General features: G+C 72.7%; 10 protein-coding genes and 2 pseudogenes. 6 read left to right on the top strand and 6 right to left on the bottom strand.

Features of this window, described 5'->3' with window-relative positions:
- Window positions 1-10: 10 nt before the first annotated feature.
- Window positions 11-913 carry a GNAT family N-acetyltransferase gene (locus IH25_RS0121990; protein WP_030613118.1) on the bottom strand — a complete coding sequence of 301 codons (903 nt, stop codon included), beginning with the start codon at window positions 911-913 and terminating at the stop codon, window positions 11-13.
- A gap of 245 nt (window positions 914-1158) precedes the next feature.
- Between IH25_RS0121990 and IH25_RS0121985 the strand changes: the two genes are divergently transcribed.
- Complete coding sequence (locus IH25_RS0121985; RefSeq protein WP_037655400.1) at window positions 1159-2292, top strand: PP2C family protein-serine/threonine phosphatase; 1134 nt, start codon at window positions 1159-1161, stop codon at window positions 2290-2292.
- A gap of 100 nt (window positions 2293-2392) precedes the next feature.
- Window positions 2393-3625, top strand: a complete 1233-nt coding sequence (locus tag IH25_RS0121980; protein WP_030613112.1) for a cytochrome P450 family protein — start codon at window positions 2393-2395, stop codon at window positions 3623-3625.
- Between the two features lie 190 nt (window positions 3626-3815).
- Here the strand turns inward: IH25_RS0121980 and IH25_RS0121975 are convergent, their stop codons facing one another.
- Window positions 3816-5399: an MFS transporter gene (locus IH25_RS0121975; RefSeq protein ID WP_030613109.1), complete on the bottom strand. Its 1584-nt coding sequence runs from the start codon at window positions 5397-5399 to the stop codon at window positions 3816-3818.
- A 208-nt stretch (window positions 5400-5607) separates the two neighbouring features.
- Window positions 5608-6081 (bottom strand): MarR family winged helix-turn-helix transcriptional regulator, encoded by a 474-nt coding sequence (locus tag IH25_RS0121970; protein ID WP_030613106.1) that lies wholly within the window; start codon window positions 6079-6081, stop codon window positions 5608-5610.
- 170 nt (window positions 6082-6251) lie between these two features.
- On the opposite strand from IH25_RS0121970, the gene IH25_RS0121965 reads away from it, so the two are divergent.
- The 3 genes from IH25_RS0121965 to IH25_RS0121955 all read left to right on the top strand — a co-directional run bounded on the left by IH25_RS0121965 (window position 6252) and on the right by IH25_RS0121955 (window position 9124).
- A complete protein-coding gene (locus IH25_RS0121965) occupies window positions 6252-6872 on the top strand; it encodes an L-threonylcarbamoyladenylate synthase (RefSeq protein WP_030613103.1) in 621 nt (206 codons plus the stop codon).
- Between the two features lie 146 nt (window positions 6873-7018).
- Complete coding sequence (locus IH25_RS0121960; protein WP_030613100.1) at window positions 7019-7774, top strand: dienelactone hydrolase family protein; 756 nt, start codon at window positions 7019-7021, stop codon at window positions 7772-7774.
- A 150-nt stretch (window positions 7775-7924) separates the two neighbouring features.
- The gene (locus tag IH25_RS0121955) at window positions 7925-9124 is read left to right on the top strand and encodes a glycoside hydrolase family 64 protein (RefSeq protein WP_030613097.1); all 1200 of its coding nucleotides are present in this window, start codon (window positions 7925-7927) and stop codon (window positions 9122-9124) included.
- A gap of 59 nt (window positions 9125-9183) precedes the next feature.
- Here IH25_RS0121955 and IH25_RS0121950 read toward each other — a convergent pair whose 3' ends face one another.
- The gene (locus IH25_RS0121950; RefSeq protein WP_030613094.1) at window positions 9184-11586 is read right to left on the bottom strand and encodes a M4 family metallopeptidase; all 2403 of its coding nucleotides are present in this window, start codon (window positions 11584-11586) and stop codon (window positions 9184-9186) included.
- 323 nt (window positions 11587-11909) lie between these two features.
- On the opposite strand from IH25_RS0121950, the pseudogene IH25_RS39670 reads away from it, so the two are divergent.
- Window positions 11910-12198, top strand: a pseudogene (locus tag IH25_RS39670) (SAM-dependent methyltransferase); the annotation flags it as partial.
- Here the strand turns inward: IH25_RS39670 and IH25_RS39665 are convergent.
- Together IH25_RS39665 and IH25_RS0121945 are read right to left on the bottom strand one after the other, a co-directional pair.
- Window positions 12194-12301, bottom strand: a pseudogene (locus IH25_RS39665) (leucine zipper domain-containing protein); the annotation flags it as partial. The pseudogenes IH25_RS39670 and IH25_RS39665 overlap by 5 nt on opposite strands.
- A 32-nt stretch (window positions 12302-12333) precedes the next feature.
- A complete protein-coding gene (locus IH25_RS0121945; RefSeq protein WP_030613090.1) occupies window positions 12334-12801 on the bottom strand; it encodes a hypothetical protein in 468 nt (155 codons plus the stop codon).
- Between the last annotated feature and the right edge of the window lie 58 nt (window positions 12802-12859).

The following is a 12859-nucleotide window of genomic DNA, read 5'->3' as shown; positions in this document are numbered from 1 at the left end:
CGGCGGCTCGCTACCGGGCACCGGGCGTGGCCCAGTAGTTGACGCGTTCCCATACGACGGGATAGCCGGCCTTGGTGAAGTGCGCGGCCATCGGCAGGTTGCCCTGGTCGGTGGCCGCGCCGATGAACCGCGCGCCCTGTCCGGCCAGGAAGTGGGTGCAGTCGGCGAGCAGGTCGTAGGCGTAGCCGTGGCCGCGCTGTTCCGGCATCACGCCGATGAAGCCGACGCAGGGTCCCGAGGGGTTGCGGGCCGGGATGTGGATGCCGACCGGCTCGCCCGCCGGGGTGCGGGCGAGCCGCCACCAGTCGCGGGGCGAGGGGAACCAGTGGAAGACGTCCAGGTCCTCCTGGGCCGCCCGGTCCACGCCGTCCCGCTCGACGGCCCGGCGGGCGTGGGCGTCGAGGGTGCCGGAGTGGATGCGGCGCAGCAGGTCGTAGAAGACGGTGTCGTCCGGTTCGGCGGTGAAGACGAGCCGTCCGGGCCGCTCGGGCAGGCCCCGGTCGGGGGTCCAGCGGTAGACGAAGCGTTCCACCAAGGGGGTGTAGCCGGCCCGGTACGCGGCGGCGGCGCGGGTGTCGGCCGCCGCCCGCAGGCGCGGGTCGTCCCGCCAGCCGGGAGGCAGGTCGAGTTCGAGCTCGGGGGTCTGCCAGGGCGCCGTCCGCAGCAGCTCGGCGCCCGCCTCCTGCTCGCCCTCGGCGACGTCGAACCAGTTGATCACCAGGGGCTCGGGGTCCTCCGGCCGGGCCCACCAGGCGGCGCGTGCCACGGTGCGTCCGTCGCGCAGGGCGACGCGCTGCCAGTCGGGGCGGTAGCGGGTACGGCGGTGCCGGTCGCCCAGCGCGAGCGGGTCGGGCATGGTGTGGAACAGGTGCGCGCTGCTGTCGTCGAGCGCGCGGATGACCAGGCCGGTCATGGATTCCTCCGGGATGCGTGGGATGGGCGACGCTCCCGGTCGGATGGTCAGATCCTCGGATCAGACGTGACACGCCCGGGGCACGGGGAGGGGGGAGCGCCGACTGCTGCGGTCCTGCATGACACTCGCCTCCTTCTTCCGTCCGGCTCGGGCGTGGCGGGCCCAGGTTAGGCGGGCGGCCGGGCGGGCGTCCACCGGTTTTCCGCGCGGGCGCCCGGGGCCCGGCGGCGGCGTAGCTTGGGGATGTGGGATCGGTGCGCGGCCGGTGGCCGCACGGGAACCGTGAGAAGCGCGGCTGGCTGCGGGGCGCGCCACCGCCGTGGTGGGTCCGTGTGCTGCCCCTGCTGCTGCTCGCCGCCGTCGGCTCGGCCACGCTGATCACGCCCCACGCGCGCGACCTCGGCTTCCTGCTGGGCGCGATCCCGCCGCTCGCGGTCCTGTCGTACGGCCCGCTGACCACCGGGGTCCTCGGCGTGGGCGTGATCGCCGTGCTCACCGTGCCGGCCACGCATCTGGACCGCCCCGGCGACACCGATCAGCTGACCGTCGTGTTCGTGGCCGCGCTGAGCGTGTTCGTCTCCTATGTGCGCAGCCGCCGGGACGCCCAGCTCGACACCGAGCGGGCGATCGGCGAGGCGGTGCAGCGGGCCGTGCTGCCGCCGCTGCCGGACCGGGTCGGGCGGATCGGGTGCGCGGCCCACTACCGGGCGGCGCAGGACGGGACGCTGGTGGGCGGGGACTTCTTCGACGTACGCGCGGGGCCGTACGGAGTGCGCGCGGTGCTCGGTGATGTCCAGGGGCACGGGCTGACGGCGGTGGCCACGGTGGTGTCGCTGCTGGGGGCGTTCCGGGAGGCCGCGCTGGACCAGCCGGACCTGGAGTCGGTGGCGGCGCGGCTGGACCGCCGGCTGGCGGTGGACTCGGCGGACGTGGGGCACGCGGAGCTGTTCGCGACGGCCCTGCTGCTGGAGTTCACCGACGGCACGGCCGTACGAGTGATCGCCTGCGGTCATCCGGCGCCCGTGCTGGTGCGCCCCGGAGCGGCCCGGGAGGTGGGCGTCGCTCCCGCACCACCGCTGGGCATCGGGCTGGTCGGCGTCGACCCGCCGAAGGAGGTCACCGTGCCGCTCCGTCCGGGCGACCGGCTGTTCCTGGCCTCCGACGGCGTGTGGGAGGCGCGGGACGCCGCCGGCGCCTTCTACCCGCTGCCCGAGCGGCTGACCGCCCTGGCCGGCATCCCGTCCGCCGAACTGCCCGGCGCGGTGTGGGCGGACCTGGTACGACGCCGCTACCGCGTCCGCGACGACGCGACGACGCTGGTGCTGACGCCGGACGCGAGGGCGGCGCCGGGACCGGGTGAGGGACCGGAGCCGGCCTGATTACCGGCCTGATGACACCGAAGCGGTGGGCACGCGGCCGGTGACGCGATGTACTGGACCGGGACCGCCCCAGGCAAGGCCGACCAGTCCGGAGACCGTCATGACCGTCACCGACCGCATCGCCCTCGACCCCTTCGGCTCCGACATCGCCGCGGAGAGCGCCCGGCTGCGCGCCCTCGGCCCCGTCGTGCCCGTGGAGCTGCCCGGCGGCATCCCCGCCTGGGCTCCGACCGGCTACGACCCCCTCAAGACCCTCATCCTCGACCCCCGGGTCAGCAAGGACGCCCGCCGGCACTGGCGGCTGTGGCCGGAGCTGGACCAGCATCCGTCCTGGGGCTGGATGGCCAACTGGCTGGGCGTGGTCAACATGCTGACCACCTATGGCGCCGACCACGCCCGGCTGCGCAGGCTGGTGGCGCCGAGCTTCACCCACCGGCGCACCGAGGCGATGCGGCCCCGGGTGGCCGCGCTGACCGCCGAGCTGCTGGACGCGCTCGGGGCCGCGGGGGCCGACGGCGGCGTGGTCGACCTGCGCGCGGGGCTCGCGCATCCCCTGCCGATGCGGATGATCGGCGAACTCCTCGGCGTGCCGGAGAAGTTACAGTCGGACGCGGCGCGGCTCATCGCCGACTTCATGCAGACCTCCGACCCGAGCCCCGAGTTCGCGGCCTCCGTACACGAACGCGTCGGCTCGGTGCTCGGCGCGCTGATCGCGTACCGGCGGGCGCACCCGGGCGACGACATCACCACGGAGCTGATCCGGGTGCGGGACGAGGACGGCGACCGGCTCTCGGACGAGGAGCTGCTGCACACGCTGCTGCTGGTGGTCGGCGCCGGGTTCGAGACCACCGTGAACCTCATCGGCAACGCGGTGGTCGCCCTGCTGACCGATCCGGAGCAACTGGCCGCGGTGCGCGCCGGGGAGATCGGCTGGGGGGCGGTGATCGAGGAGACGCTGCGGGTGCATCCGTCCGTCGCCGCGCTTCCGTTGCGGTTCGCGGTGCAGGAGCTGACGGTCGCGGGCGTGACGATCCCGGCCGGGGACGCGATCATCACCACGTACGCCGCGTCGGGGCTGGATCCGGCGCACTACGGCCCGGACGCGGCCGTCTTCGACGCGGCGCGGGCGGCCGAGGACCATCTGGCGTTCGGCATCGGCGTGCACCGCTGCGTCGGGGCTCCGCTGGCCCGGCTGGAGGCCCTGACCGCGCTGCCCGCCCTGTTCTCCCGCTTCCCCGCCCTGCGCCTGGACCGCCCGGCCGGCGAACTGCGCCACGTGCCGTCGTTCATCTCCCACGGCTGGCAGGAGATCCCGGTGCGGCTGGAGGGCTGAGGAGAGTCGCGGCCCGGGCGGCGGGCGGCGCCGGACACGGCTCCGCCGGCGGCCCGGGGGGATGGGGCCGCCGGCGGAGACGCCGCGCACGGGGTGGGGGGTCCCCGGGCGTCTTAGGGCTCGCATGCCCCGGATCGCGGGATGTACGCAGCCGAATTCCGGCCGATCCGGAAAGCGTCCGGCGCCGGCCTCACGCCTCCTCGGCCCGCGCGCCGCCCCGCATCCCCGCCGCCGCGAGGGCCGCGCCCAGCAGGCAGAGGACGCCGGTGACCACCGCGGAGGCGTGTACGCCGTTCATGAACGCCCGGCCGCTGCCCTCGGCCACGGCCGCGCGGAGCGTGCCCGGCATGTCCGGGGAGACGGGGGCGACGCCCATGGCCACCGCGTCCTTGGCCCCGGCCAGCTTCCCGGCCAGGCCGTCCGGCACGCCCGCACCGGTCAGTTCGGTGCGCAGGGTGGAGCCGACGCGGGCGCTGATGACGGAGACCAGCACGGATGTGCCGAGGGCGCCGCCGATCTGGAGCGTGGTGGCCTGGAGGCCGCCGGCCACGCCGCCGTCCCGTACCGGCGCGTTGCCCACGATCGCGTCGGACGAGGCGGACAGCACCATGCCGACGCCGAGCCCGAGCGCCACGAACGGCGGCCACATGGTGGCGTACGAGGAGTCGCCGGACCAGGTGAGCAGGGCGAAGCAGGCCGCGGCCTGGAGCAGCATGCCGAGCGGCATGCAGAAGCGGGCGCCGAACCGTGCGGTCAGGGCGGCACCGAGCGGTGAGGCGACGAGCGAGGCGAGGCTCAACGGCAGCGTGCGCACGCCCGCCTGGACGGGCGTCAGCCCGCGCACGTTCTGCAGATAGAGCATGACGAAGAAGATCACGCCCAGCATGACGAAGAAGTTGAGCGCGGTGATGACCGTGCCGATGGTCAGGTCGCGGCTGCGGAAGAGCCGCATCGGCAGCAGCGGGTGCGGTACCCGGGTCTCGTGCCGGCCGAAGAGGAGCAGCAGGAGCAGGCCGACGCCGATCGCGGCCCAGGTGCCGGCGGACGTCCAGTCCCAGGTCTCGCCCTTGACGACACCGAAGACGACGCTCAGCAGGCCGAGCGCGAGCAGCACGACACCGGTGACGTCGAAGCGGTCGCGGCCGGTGGCGTTCTTCGACTGCGGCAGCACGAACGCGCTGAAGGCGCAGGCGAGTACGCCGATGGGCAGGTTGATGTAGAAGACCGACTCCCAGTCGACGTGCTCCACCAGCAGGCCGCCGACGATGGGGCCGAGGGCGGTGGACACGGCCGAGACCATCGCCCAGATGCCGACGGCCATGCCGAACTTGCGGGGCGGGAACACGGCCCGCAGCAGTCCGAGGGTGTTGGGCATCAGCAGTCCGCCGAAGACTCCCTGGAGCGCACGGAAGGCGACGACGCCCGTGATGGAGCCGGACAGGCCGATGGCGACGGAGGACAGGGCGAATCCGGCGACACCGGCGAGGTAGAAGGTGCGCCGGCCGAACCGGTCGCCGAGCTTGCCGCCGAGGATCAAGGTGGCGGCCAGGGCCAGCAGATAGGCGTTGGTGACCCACTGCAACTGGGCGCTGGACGCGTGCAGTTCGCGGCCGATCTCGGGGTTGGCGATCGCGACCACGGAACCGTCGAGCTGGACCATGAACAGGCCGAACGCGACGGCGTACAGGGTGAGCCAGGGGTTGGCACGCCGCCGGGCGGCGGCGGTGGCCGGTGCCGCGGGCGCGGCGGAGTGATCCACGGAGGTGGACGGCATGGCTGGGCCTCGTCTGATACGGGGGTGGAAAAGGGATACGGAAAAGGGGTACGGAAAGGGGCGGGGAGACGCCGGAGCACGCGCACGCCGAGAGGCGTCCCGGACGGCTGGGCGCGAGGGACGCGGGGCGTACGGGAGTACGCACGCCCAAGTGCACCCGCGTACGGGGTACGGAGGCGCTCCCGTGTGCCAGGTACGGACGTACGGGTCAGTGCGCGGCGGCGCGCAGTCCGTGCGTCAGTGATTCGAGCGCGCCGAGGGCGGAGCCGAGCGCGTCGAGCTCGCCCTCGGTCAGTGCGCGCAGGGCTCCGCCGAGATGACCGGCCTGGAGTGCCCGCACCTCGGCCAGGCGCCGCCGGGCGACCGGCGTGAGGCGCAGCCGTACGACCCGCTTGTCCGTGCTGTCCTGCCCGCGCTCCAGCAGCCCCTGCTCGGTGAGCTGGGAGACCAGCGCGCTGACGTTGTTGGGCTTCATCAGCAGGGCCTCGGCGGCCTCCCGTACCGTGGCGCCCTCGTGCTCGGCGACGTGCCGCAGCAGGTTGAGGTGTCCCTCGGGCGGCTTGGGGTGGGGGAAGTCGCGGGCGACGCGCCGGTCCAGGGCGCGGTACAGCGCGGGCAGGGCGTCGGCGAGCGCCGAAGCGACGCTGTCGACGTCCCGCTGCGGGGCGCTGGATCCGGACATGCCCCCGAGAATAGGTATGGGGGCATACCCATGTCAAACAGGTATGACTTCATAGGTACCTTCCGAGGCGTCTTCGCCGGCCCCCTGGCCGGACGAGAGGAACGGGGCGGCTGGGACGGATGGCCGCCCGTGGGGCGCGTGCGGTGTCCGGGACGGCATAAGCTCGACGGGTGGCGAAGTACTTCGACGTGCACCCCGACAACCCGCAGCCGCGCAGCATCGCTCAGATCGCCGACGCGGTGCGCTCGGAAGCGCTCATCGCATATCCGACCGACTCCTGTTACGCGCTCGGCTGCCGGCTGGGCAGCCGGGACGGCATGGACCGGATCCGTGCCATCCGCCGACTGGACGACCGGCACCACTTCACGCTGATGTGCCGGGACTTCGCGCAGCTCGGCCAGTTCGTCCGGGTGGACAACGACGTCTTCCGGGCGGTGAAGGCGTCCACCCCCGGCAGCTACACCTTCATCCTCCCGGCGACCCGCGAGGTGCCGCGCAAGCTGATGCACCCGCGGAAGAAGACCGTGGGCGTGCGCATCCCGGACCATGTGGTCACCCAGGCGCTGCTGGCCGAGCTGGGCGAGCCGCTGCTGTCCAGCACGCTGCTGCTGCCGGACGAGGAGGAGCCGCTGACCCAGGGCTGGGAGATCAAGGACCGGCTGGACCACGTGGTGGACGCGGTGGTCGACTCGGGTGAGTGCGGGACCGTGCCGACGACGGTGGTCGACTTCTCCGGCGGAGAGCCGGAGATCGTACGGCGGGGAGCGGGCGACACCAGCCGCTTCGAGTGAGCGCCGGCCCCGGACCCGGCACACCGCTCACCGCGTCCCGCACCGGTCGGCGCGTCGCCGATCTTGCGTGGCAGCATGACCGTAGCCATGGCGCCGGGAGCCACCTTCGCCCGCCGCCCGTTGTCCCGAGGGAGGGCCTGTCCACCATGACCGATGTCCAGCGAGACGATGTCGACATCCCGACCGAGGACGGCGTCGCCGACGCCTACCTCGTCCGCCCCGCCGACGGCCGCCCCCATCCGGGCGTGCTGTTCTACCAGGACGCCTACGGCCTGCGACCGCACCTGAAGTCGATGGCCGACCGGCTGGCCGCGGCCGGATACACCGTGCTGCTGCCGAACGTGTTCTACCGGCTCGGCCGGGCACCGGTCGTGGACATGCCCGAGTTCATCGACCCGGGCGCCGACCCGACCATCTGGGAGCGGCTCGGCCCCATACTGGCCGACCTGACGCCGGATCTGGTCAAGCGGGACGCGGGCGGCTATCTGCGCTGGCTGGCCGACAGCCCGCTGGTGGCGGACGGTCCGGTCGCGCTGACCGGCTACTGCATGGGGTCCCGGCTCGCGCTGTGGACGGCGGGCGCCCACCCGGACCGGGTCACGGCGGTGGCCGGTTTCCACGGCGGGGGCCTGGCCACCGACGACCCGGACAGCCCGCACCTGGAGGCCCCGCGGATCACCGCGGAGGTGTACTTCGGGCACGCCGACGAGGACGGGTCGCTGCCCCCGGCGCAGATCGCGCGCTTCGAGGAGGCGCTCACCGCCGCCGGTGTGCGCCACACCTGCGAGGTCTACACCGGCGCCCACCACGGCTACACCCAGGCGGACACCCCCGCCTACCACCGGGAGGCCGACGAGCGGCACTGGGCCGCCCTGCTCGACCTGCTCAAGCGCGCGTTCTGACGGATCGGCCCGGCGCCCGCCGACCGGTGGGCGCCACGCCGATCCGGTCCCGGACATTGACATGCACTCGCCGTACCTGGAATCTGAGAGCGCTCTCAGAACTGGTACGGACCAACTCCGTACGACCCCGACCCCACACGGAGGTGGAGAGTGCCTCACACGCTCACCCGGGGCGCGCTGCCCCTGGCCGCCGCGACGGCGCTGCTCGGCGGACTGCTCGCGCTCGGCTCCCCCGGCCGCGCCGACGCCGCCGTCCCCGACACCATCCCCCTGAAGATCACCAACAACTCGGGCCGCTCCGAACCGGTCTACGTCTACGACCTCGGCACCCAGCTGTCCTCGGGACGGCAGGGCTGGGCCGACGCGGACGGCGTCTTCCACGCCTGGCCGGCCGGCGGCAACCCGCCGACTCCCGCGCCGGACGCGGCGATACCCGGCCCGGCCGCCGGCCAGTCCAAGACCATCCGCATCCCGAAGTTCTCCGGCCGGATCTACTTCTCCTACGGCCGCAAGCTGGACTTCCGGCTGACCACCGGCGGACTGGTCCAGCCGGCCGTGCAGAACCCGTCCGACCCCAACCGCGACATCCTCTTCAACTGGTCCGAGTACACGCTCAACGACGCCGGGCTGTGGCTCAACAGCACCCAGGTGGACATGTTCTCGGCGCCGTACGCCGTCGGGGTGCAGCGCGCCGACGGCGCCGTGACCACCACCGGGCACCTCAAGTCCGGTGGCTACAGCGGCTTCTTCGCCGCGCTGCGCGCCCAGCCGGGCGGCTGGGGGAACCTCGTCCAGACCCGTTCCGACGGCACGGTGCTGCGCGCGCTGTCCCCGCTGTACGGGGTGGAGACCGGGGCGCTGCCGGCGAACGTGATGGACGACTACATCAGCCGGGTCTGGCAGAAGTACACGACGTCGACGCTGACCGTCACGCCGTTCGCGGACCAGCCGAACACCAAGTACTACGGCCGGGTCTCGGGCAACGTCATGAACTTCACCAACTCCGCCGGCGCGGTCGTCACCAGTTTCCAGAAGCCCGACGCGTCCAGCGTCTTCGGCTGCCACAAGCTGCTGGACGCGCCCAACGACAACGTCCGCGGGCCCATCTCCCGTACGCTGTGCGCCGGTTTCAACCGGTCCACCCTGCTGGTCAACCCCAGTCAGCCGGATGCCACGACGGCCGACTTCTACCGGGACGCGGTGACCAACCAGTACGCGCGCGCCGTCCACGCGCAGATGGCCGACGGCAAGGCCTACGCGTTCGCCTTCGACGACGTCGGGCACCAGGAGTCGCTGGTGCACGACGGCAGCCCGCAGCAGGCGTACCTCACGCTGGACCCGCTCTCCTGAACACGGCGCGGTCCCGCACCCGGTGCGCCGGGTGCGGGACCGCGAGCGGTGTCACCTGATCAGCCGGTCGTCAGGGCGGTGTCGTCCACGACGAAGCTGGTCTGGAGGCCGGAGTCCTCCACGCCGTTGAACTTCAGCGTGACCGTGGAGCCCGCCAGCGAGGACAGGTCGAAGGTCTTCTGGCCGTAGCCGGAGGCCGCGTCGAGGTTCGAGTAGGTGGCGAGGGTCTTCGAACCGGCGGTCACCGTCAGCTTGTCGTACTGGGTGCTGGTGGTGGTCTCGTCGGTGTCGATGTGCAGGTAGAAGGTCAGGGTCGCCTTGCAGCCCGCCGGGACGGTCACCGACTGGGACAGGGTGTCGGTGTGCGTGGAGCCGTAGCCGTTCAGCCACGCCTTGTAGGAGCCGCCGTGGGCCGGCTGGCCGCTGTCGGTGGTGATGACGCCGCTGGTCGAGGTCCAGCCGGTGCTGCCGGACTCGAAGCCGGGGTTGGCCAGCACCTGCTTGGCGGAGCAGCCGCCGCCGGTCGCGCTGACCGTCCAGGCGAAGGTGGCGGTGCCGGTCGCGCCGGTGGAGTCGGTGACCGTCACGGTGGTGTTGTAGCTGCCCGCGGTGGTGGGCGTGCCGGAGATCAGGCCGGTGGAGGCGTTGACCGACAGGCCGGCGGGCAGGCCGGAGGCGCTGTAGGTCAGCGCGCCGGCGTTGGTGCTGCTCGCCTGGATCTGCAGGTTCACGGTGGTACCGACGGTGGCGGACTGGCTGCCCGGGTTGGTCACCGTCACCCCGCTGCTGGGCGGGTTGATGTGGCTGCCGACGTTGATGCCGGCGAAGGCGTTGCCGACCGCGGCGTACTGGGCGGAGTTGGTGCCGTACAGCGCCGATGCCGCGTTGAGCGCGGCGGTGCGGGCGCCGGCGTAGTTGGTGCTGGACGTCATGTACGTCGTCAGCGCCTTGTACCAGATCTTCAGCGCGGCGTCGCGGCCGATGCCGGTGACGGCGACGCCGTCGGACGTCGGGCTGTTGTAGGTCACGCCGTTGATGACCTTGGTGCCGCTGCCCTCGGACAGCAGGTAGAACATGTGGTTCGCCGGGCCCGAGGAGTAGTGGACGTCCAGGCCGCCGAGCCCGGAGTACCAGCTGTCCTTGGAGCCGCCGTCCTTGCTCGGCTTGTCCATGTACCGCAGCGGCGAGCCGTCGCCGTTGATGTCGATCTTCTCGCCGATGAGGTAGTCGCCGACGTCCTTGGAGTTGTTCGCGTAGAACTCCACGCCGGTGCCGAAGATGTCGGAGGTGGCCTCGTTCAGGCCGCCCGATTCACCGCTGTACTCCAGGCCGGCGGTGTTGGAGGTGACGCCGTGGGTCATCTCGTGACCGGCCACGTCCAGCGAGGTCAGGGCGTGGGTGTTGCCGGAGCCGTCGCCGTAGGTCATGCAGAAGCAGCTGTCGTCCCAGAAGGCGTTGACGTAGCCGCTGCTGTAGTGGACGCGGCTGTAGGCGGCGACGCCGTCGTTGCGGATGCCGCTGCGGCCGAAGGTGTTCTTGTAGAAGTCCCAGGTCTCCTGGGCGCCGTAGGCGGCGTCGGCGCCCGCGGTCTGGGTGTTGGAGCCGGTGCCGTCGCCCCAGACGTCGTCGGCGTCGGTCATCAGGGTGCCGGTGCCGGAGGTGCCCCGGTTGAGGTTGTAGGTCTTGTGACCGCCGCGCGTGGTGTCGTTCAGCTGGTACGTCGAGCCCGACAGCGTGGTGTTCAGGGTGACGGTGCCGCTGTACTGGGTGTTGCCGGTGCCGGTCTTGACCGCCTGGTGGCGGTAGAGCTCCTGGCCGGTGGTGGCGTCGGTGATGACGTGCAGCCGGCTCGGGGTGCCGTCGTCCTGGAGGCCGCCGATCACCGTCTCCCAGGCGAGCCTCGGGGTGCCGGCGCCGGCCCAGATCACCTTGCGGGCGCTGTCCGTGGTGGGCTTGTCCGCGGCCAGCGCCTGCGCGGCCTTGAGCGCCTTGGTCTCGGCGGCGGCCTTGGTGACGGTGGCGGTGGTGGAGGGCACCTTGATCGTGCGCTTGGTGTTGAAGGTGGTGCTCACGGTCCCCTTGGCCAGCGAGGCGGGCGGGGTGTGCACGACCAGGTCGCCGCCGAGGACGGGCAGTCCGTCGTAGGTGCGCTCGTAACGGGTGTGCAGGGTGCCGTCGTTGTCCTTGACGACGTCCTTGACGACCAGCTTCTCCCGGGTGCCGAGGCCGAGGGTGCGGGCGGTGTCGGCGGTCTTCGCCTGGGCGCTCCTGACGAGTGCCTGGTGCTGGGCCGGACTGAGCTCGGCCTCCAGTCCGCCGGTGCGCAGCGGGGCGGGGTGGGGAGTGGCCGGGGCCGCGGTCGCCGGGACCGCCTGGAGGCCGACGGCGAGGAACGCCGCGGTGGACAGCAGGGCGGCTGCCGCCGTGGCGCGCTTGTGGGGAAGGGGTCTGTGGGGTCTCACTCGTACTCCTCCTGCTGCGGTCGCCGGTCGGCGGCCGGTGAGGTGATCGACGGGCAGCGGGTTCTGCCGCCCGGGTGAGCTGAGCCGTGCGGTGCCGTGATCCGTGAACCGGTGGGGTGGATCGGCGTGCGCAGGGAGAATGACAGCATTGACCGAGCCATGTCACCTCTGGCCGGGTCAATCGAGGGTTTTCCCTATCGGCCGGCGACGGCGAACCGGGAGGTGAACGGCCGGTGCCGGGGCGCAGGTTGGGCAGGGGCCGGCCCAGGCCCCCGGGGGAAATCCGTGGCCGGAACCAGGCCCCGGAGGAGAGAAGGGCACCGCTGACGACCCATCCGGCGCCGCACCCGGCGATCGACACCTCGGTGCCGCACTCGGCCCGCATCCGGGACTACTGGCTCGGCGGGAAGGACACCTACCCGGTCGACGAGGCGGCCGGCGACGCGTACACCGCCGTCTTCCCCGGCATCGTCACCATCGCCCGCGGCAGCCGCGTTCCCGCGCCGCGCCCTCGCGTATCTCGTCACCGAGGCGGGCATCCGGCAGTTCCTGGACGTCGGCACCGGTCTGCCGACCGCCGGGAACACCCACGAGGCGGCCCAGCGGCGGGCGTCCGGCGCGGGCTGCGGTGCGGGCGGCTGGAACGGTCCTGCGTGCCGGCCTCGCCCGGCTCACGGTAGCGGTCGGCCCCGCGGGCAGCGGTGGTGCGGCTGACCTTGAAGTCACCAACGTCCCGGGACAGCACACCTAGCGCGTCGCGCCGCCGGTGTTGCGGATCATCTGCTGGAGGACCTTCACGGTGGTGACGTAGTCGGCGTCGGAGATGCCCCGGTGGATGCGGGCGCGGATCGCGGGGGCGTGCCGCTTGAGGGTGGCGCGGGCCTCCTCCCCGGCCTCCGTGATCCACAGCCGCCCGTCGCCGTCGCGGGTGAGCCAGCCGCGCTCCAGCAGGGTCCCGGCCTCGGCCGCCAGATCGTCCTCGGGCCTGAGGTAGGTGCTCATGGCCTGCCGGAGTCCGGCAAGGGTCATCCCGTGGCCGTCGGCCGAGAGGTCGTGCCCGGACAGGTTGCGCAGCAGCCAGTACGCGGGCTGGGTGAAGCCCAGTTCGGCCTGCCGGGCACGGGTGAAGGCGATCAGGGCCTCGTGGGCGACGCCGGTCCAGTACGCGGCCGGCTCGGCGGCGAGTTCGGCGTCGGTGCGGGGCTGGACGGTCATGGCGGTACCTCCTGCGGACGGTCGCTGACCCGGTCACCGTAGAACCTCGACCTCGCTT

It is taken from the genome of Streptomyces achromogenes subsp. achromogenes, assembly GCF_000720835.1.
GTDB lineage: Bacteria > Actinomycetota > Actinomycetes > Streptomycetales > Streptomycetaceae > Streptomyces > Streptomyces achromogenes.
This window is presented reverse-complemented; position numbering and strand designations above follow the sequence as displayed.

Coding starts and splice junctions, on each gene's coding strand:
- IH25_RS0121990 (WP_030613118.1), bottom strand. CDS start 913: ATGACCGGCCTGGTCATCCGCGCGCTCGACGACAGCAGCGCGCACCTG.
- IH25_RS0121980 (WP_030613112.1), top strand. CDS start 2,393: ATGACCGTCACCGACCGCATCGCCCTCGACCCCTTCGGCTCCGACATC.
- IH25_RS0121975 (WP_030613109.1), bottom strand. CDS start 5,399: ATGCCGTCCACCTCCGTGGATCACTCCGCCGCGCCCGCGGCACCGGCC.
- IH25_RS0121970 (WP_030613106.1), bottom strand. CDS start 6,081: ATGTCCGGATCCAGCGCCCCGCAGCGGGACGTCGACAGCGTCGCTTCG.
- IH25_RS0121960 (WP_030613100.1), top strand. CDS start 7,019: ATGACCGATGTCCAGCGAGACGATGTCGACATCCCGACCGAGGACGGC.
- IH25_RS0121945 (WP_030613090.1), bottom strand. CDS start 12,801: ATGACCGTCCAGCCCCGCACCGACGCCGAACTCGCCGCCGAGCCGGCC.